Origin of the sequence: Microcystis sp. M079S1 (assembly GCF_020246425.1) — a bacterium.
Lineage (GTDB): Bacteria > Cyanobacteriota > Cyanobacteriia > Cyanobacteriales > Microcystaceae > Microcystis > Microcystis aeruginosa.
The window spans coordinates 1-3,886 of sequence record NZ_JADBSZ010000163.1 but is presented as its reverse complement, the minus strand read 5'-3'; the positions used below and the strand labels follow the sequence as shown (position 1 = coordinate 3,886).

3 protein-coding genes and 1 pseudogene are annotated in these 3,886 nt (G+C 43.2%); 2 read left to right on the top strand and 2 right to left on the bottom strand.

Annotated features, from left to right (window positions below):
* Together IM456_RS10615 and IM456_RS10610 are read left to right on the top strand one after the other, a co-directional pair.
* Window positions 1-212, top strand: a pseudogene (locus tag IM456_RS10615) (transposase); the annotation flags it as partial.
* A 106-nt stretch (window positions 213-318) separates the two neighbouring features.
* Window positions 319-1,947 (top strand): cation:proton antiporter, encoded by a 1,629-nt coding sequence (locus tag IM456_RS10610; RefSeq protein WP_147071007.1) that lies wholly within the window; start codon window positions 319-321, stop codon window positions 1,945-1,947.
* On the opposite strand, the gene IM456_RS10605 is transcribed toward IM456_RS10610, so the two are convergent.
* Both IM456_RS10605 and IM456_RS10600 read right to left on the bottom strand, forming a co-directional pair.
* Window positions 1,904-2,620 (bottom strand): potassium channel family protein, encoded by a 717-nt coding sequence (locus tag IM456_RS10605; protein ID WP_002795987.1) that lies wholly within the window; start codon window positions 2,618-2,620, stop codon window positions 1,904-1,906. The two genes, IM456_RS10610 and IM456_RS10605, sit on opposite strands and share 44 nt — an antisense overlap.
* Window positions 2,621-3,593: 973 nt before the next feature.
* Complete coding sequence (locus tag IM456_RS10600; protein ID WP_287693319.1) at window positions 3,594-3,773, bottom strand: DUF2442 domain-containing protein; 180 nt, start codon at window positions 3,771-3,773, stop codon at window positions 3,594-3,596.
* Between the last annotated feature and the right edge of the window lie 113 nt (window positions 3,774-3,886).

Here is a 3,886-nt window from a genome sequence, read left to right as displayed (position 1 = left end):
GTGGAAAACAAAAGGAACATACTTTGAAGACGCAGGTGATTATTGATTTAAAAACGAAGAAGATAATGTGTTTAAGGCATGGAAAAGGAAGAATGCACGATTTTAAATTATTCCAAAAAAGTCAAGTAAAATTACCTAAAATAATAAAATTATTAGCAGATAAAGGCTACCAAGGAATTGTAAAAATTCATGAACTAAACTCATCAAGTATTTTAGCAACAATAACTAACCTCATCTTTCTGAGAAAGGCTGTGACTGCCATAATTTCCCTTATATTATAAAAATAGCCAAGTTCTTAATTGTCGGTAAAATCGTCCTATGAGGGGAGAATTATTAGTAGCCTGGGCAGCACAACAAAAATCCTTCGATAGCAATTCTGCTGTCAACAGCCAAACGGTGGGAGACATTCCTGAACTGGTTCTTGTCTTGATCCTGCTGCTACTGATTGCCACTGCCGTTGCTCTAGTAACCCAGCGATTACGCATTTCCTATGTGGCAGGTTTAGTCTTAGCAGGATTACCGATCACCGATCTTTTATCTCGTCGTATTGGGTTAGATCCGTTTTTAGTGCTTAACCTTTTTCTGCCGATTCTGATTTTTGAAGCGGCGATTAATACCGATATCAGCCGTCTTCGCAGTACCTTTAAACCGATCGCACTGCTGGCAGGACCTGGCTCGGTTTTTTCTGCGGCGATTATTGCCGTTTTAGTAAAATTTGGCCTGGGGCTAGATTGGATTCCCGCCTTACTGGTGGGAGTCATTCTGGCAAATACCGATACTGTCTCGATGATTGCCGTCTTTAAAGAAATTCGGGTTCCCTCTAGGCTCTCGACTATTGTGGAAGGGGAAACACTATTTAATGATGCAGCCGCACTCGTCACCTTTAATTTGCTCTTGGTGATTTACGCGACTGGAACCATCAGCACCACACAAGTCATCAAGGAAGTGTTGATCGTTGCTCTGGGTGGGGGATTAGTGGGCGCTGTCCTAGGCTATCTGTGTCTGCCCATCTATGTGCGCTTACGGGAGCCGCTGAGTAGTCTGTTGCTTACGGTTGCGCTTGCCTTGGGAGCTTTTCAACTCGGGCAGTTTTTGGGTGTATCGGGAGCGGTAGCGGTAGTTATTGCCGGACTTGTCTTTGGTAACTTGGGGCTGCCTCGCAGCGCCTCTGCATCCGATCGCATTACCCTGATCAGTTTTTGGGAATACGCCGGTTTTATCGTCAATACCTTTATTTTTCTGCTCATTGGCATTGAAATCAACCCCTTGACCCTATGGCAAACCTTGCCATCGATTGTGCTGGTCATTTTGGCTTATCAATTGGGGCGTATTCTGTCAGTGTATTCTTTACTATGGGTACTTCGCTGGATTGATCGACCGATCCCCTTGCGCTGGCAACATATTCTGATTTTGGGCAACATCAAGGGTTCCCTCTCCATGGCCCTAGCGGTTGCTATTCCTTTGACTCTAACAGGACGGGAATTGATCATCGAGCTAGTCTTTGGGGCTGTGTTATTTTCTCTGGTCATCCAAGGATTAGCCTTACCCTGGCTAATTAAAAAGCTCGATATTAGTCAGGTTTCGGCAGTAACACGGGAGATTGGACAGTTACAGCTGCAGTTGATCGCGTCGAAAGCGGCACAAGATGAGTTAGCCAATTTACTGAAATCCGGCGTTTTACCGAAAGCAGTGTACGAAGAACTGTGGGCATCTTATCAGGCAAAAGTGGCGGTATCGGAACGGGTGCTGCGGGATGCTTATAATCAGTCTCGATCGGGGCAAATGGAGCCTAACAACGGTCAACTAGATGCCATTCGACGACGATTGTTCCTCGCTGAGAAGGCAGCCTTGAGCGATGCACTTCGCAAACGCATTGTACCAGAAAATTTAGTACAATCTTACGTTAAAGGTTTGGATGAGAAACTTCTATCGTTGGACGATGATTAGTTTGAATGCCGAGGTAATCGATCATCGGTTTGACGTATTCCGGACGAGTGACCACCAGAATAGTTGAGTCTGCTTCTAGGACGGTATTCCCGTTGGGAATCTCTAAACTGGCAGAAGCGTGACACTGATAGCCAATAATCAGCGAACCGGTCGGAAAGTTGGCATCTTGAGCGATTTGGGCAACGGTACGCCCAGCTACATAACAATCCCTGGGGACCGGCAGCTTTAGCACCTCCACTTGCCCCTGTTCAAAGTGCATCATCGATTCTACTTCGGGGTATTCGATCGCATTGGCCATGGTGACAACGGCTAAATCAATCGTGCTGATGATGTGACTAGCTCCAGCAAGACGATAGGCCTCGAGAAATTCGCGATCGCACATTCTCACCACAATATGGGAAATGCCATAACTTCTAGACAAGGTGACTAGGGCTAGATTCATGGCATCGTCTCTCAGGGCGGCAACAACCGCCTTAGCTTGTCGAATCCCCGCCTCCAGCAGAACTTTCGTGCTGACAGCACTCCCCTCAAAGGCCATGACACCAATTTTTTCCCGGGCAAACCGACAAGCTAAAGGATCCACATCAACGATGGCGACGGTGTGTCCCAAGTCTAAAAGTTGTTGGGCTAAACCTAGCCCCACCATTCCCGCCCCACCAATTAAAACGTACATAGCGGCTCTTTACTTAACAAAATACTGCCTAAGTAGGTAGGCGTTAAAAATTATCAGATGCCCCCCTTATTCAGGGGGATCCCCCCGCCTATCGGCACCCCCCTTATCAAGGGGGGCAGGGGGGATCGAACCTAAAATCCATTTTTAATTTAATTATAACCAGCTACTTAATTAAGTGGTTTCAATTAGATTATAACCAGCTACTTACCCAAAAAATCTCCACAGACAACATCAAATAAATTTATTTTGATCAATTCAAATACAAGAAAAAACAACTCTAGCAGTTATCTTAAGGGTGAGGCAGGAAGTCTCTGGTTTTAGGAAACATTGGAACTAGAGATGATGCTAAATCCCGTCATTTCGTCTTTACCACAATTCGGGCATTTTGTCAAAAAAATTTTGACTTTGCAACAAAACTACACAAAAATTAGATCAACGTTGTTGGGGAAAAAAGGGATAATTGGCGAAAGTGTTTGGTTTGGCTAAAAGGGAAAGTCTAGATTTAGCAATGGTTTCAAGGCAAGCTAGACCTTAAAAATTCCAAAAAAGACAAGGAAAACCCACCATAGCATAATGCAAAATTATACCAGAATCGCTGGAAGTATTGCTATCTCGTAAATAAATAGAAATTATTCTCAATAAATTCTTAAGTAAAAATAAATATTACTAATTGTAAATTTAAATATTTTTAAGTATTGAAGGTGTTTGTATATAGAATACTTATCATTTTGCCCCGATTGCCTCTAACTTTTCCCTTCCCACAGCAATCACCGGGTAAATAGAAAATTTCTCACTCTTTCTCCTAGAGATGAAGTACAGAGTAATCCTTACTCATCAAGTATTTTAGCGACAATAACTAACCTCATCTCTCTGAGAAAGGCTGTAGCGAAAGAAAATCTGATCAGTGGGAGCGTTACTTTTCATGCTTCCTAAATTTTATGCGAAGTTGTCGGGTTTCCTCGATCGAACTGTTCTAGGTTTGGGAAATGGAGTCAAGATAGAGAGTATCCGGACAGATATCTTGTTCGTTCGGCCAAGTTACCGTACCATCTAAAATTTTTACTTGATTAAAATACTGTTTGTTTTTAAGTTCTTGAAAGATGCCAAAATCGAGCAGTGGTGAACGGGAGCATCTCACCTTTACAATGAGCATAAATACTTAGTGGAAAAATAGGCTTTTCGAGGGTAATTCTTGTTTTAATTCTCCATGTACGCAGTCTTTAAAAGCCTCTATTTCGTTCCAAGACACGATTAAGAGTGGCTTTT

Excerpts from the sequence above, each read along its gene's own strand:
- IM456_RS10610 (WP_147071007.1), top strand. The coding sequence starts at position 319 with ATGAGGGGAGAATTATTAGTAGCCTGGGCAGCACAACAAAAATCCTTC.
- IM456_RS10605 (WP_002795987.1), bottom strand. The coding sequence starts at position 2,620 with ATGTACGTTTTAATTGGTGGGGCGGGAATGGTGGGGCTAGGTTTAGCC.
- IM456_RS10600 (WP_287693319.1), bottom strand. The coding sequence starts at position 3,773 with ATGCTCATTGTAAAGGTGAGATGCTCCCGTTCACCACTGCTCGATTTT.